Source organism: Helicobacter mesocricetorum (genome assembly GCF_900198605.1).
GTDB classification, from domain to species: domain Bacteria; phylum Campylobacterota; class Campylobacteria; order Campylobacterales; family Helicobacteraceae; genus Helicobacter_D; species Helicobacter_D mesocricetorum.
Map to the genome: position 1 here is coordinate 1 of NZ_FZPJ01000033.1, position 1,342 is coordinate 1,342.

Here is a 1,342-nt window from a genome sequence, read left to right on the forward strand (position 1 = left end):
AAAACTTAGAGATTAGTGGAACTATTACCAATAATGGTGGTAGCAATAACAACTATGCTATTAATATAAGTAAAAATGCCCAAATAGGAACTATCACTAATAAAGGTTTAATACAAGGAAGTAAAACTCACAATATTAATATTAATACAGGCTCTATTCAAACCTTTGATAATAGTGGAACGATTAAGAATACTAATAGTGGTAAATGGAACTTCTATATTAAATCTACTATTGAGAACTTTAAGAATAGTGGATTAATAGAAACTAAAAACTATGGTGTTGCTTTTCAACCTACTAGCACCATTACTAACTTTAATAATACAGGAACTATTATTGCTAAAGAGAATAATGCTAGAGATGCAGTTTATATGAATAAAACTACTATTCAGACTTTTAGTAATACAGGGACTATTAAGGGTGAGGGGAGTGGGAATATTTATAGAAATTATAGAAAGACAGTTAATATTCTAAGTGGTTCTACCATAGGGAGTTTTAAGAATGAGGGATTGATAGAAGGGAAACAAGTAGGTATAAATATAGAAGCTTCTACCATAGAAAACTTTAGCAATAGTAAAACGATAAAAGCTGATAATGGGGTTCTCTTGAGTGGTAAGACTACAATAAATAACTTTACTAATACTGGCACCATAGATGGCAATTATGCAATCCAAGTAAGAGGAAATTCTTATGTGAAAACTCTCATCAATGAAGGAACGATAAAAGGTAAAGAGATAGGCTTAAGTGTCCATCCAGGAAAAATTGATACGATTATCAATAAAGGCACTATAGAAGCAACAAGAACTCTAGTCAATAGAAGTGTTTCCTACCAAGGAGGCTTAGGCTTTATGAATTATGGTAGCGCACCTTCTAGTGCCAAACTAGTTATTAATGAAGGTCTTATTAAATCTCAAACTCATGGTATCTTCTATGAAGTAGGCAATAATGTAGAAACTATTGTTAATAAAGGAACTATTCAAGCAGAAAAATATGGGATTCGTATCACCAATACCGATCCTAATACAGGTTCTAAAACTACACTTGGTAAAATCATCTTAGAAAAAGATAGTGTTATAGATAGCAAACTTGATGCTATCAGCATAGAAATTAAAAATCGTCATACAACAGAAGTCAAAGGTATCGACATCCAAAAAGGTGCAACTATTAAAAGTGAAAATGGAGCTGCTATTAATGTAGCTTCTAATAATCATATCACAGGAGACATTAATATAGCAGGAAAGATAGAAGCTAAAACAGGGATAAGCAATCAAGGAAATATTAGTGCAAGTATTTCTGCTTCTGGTGATACACCTTTGGTTATTGAAAACAAAGGTAATGGTAATAT

The 1,342-nt window shown here is 31.7% G+C and carries 1 pseudogene; it reads left to right on the plus strand.

Going from position 1 to position 1,342, the window contains the following annotated elements:
* Positions 1-1,342, plus strand: a pseudogene (locus C6H18_RS06885) (hypothetical protein); the annotation flags it as partial.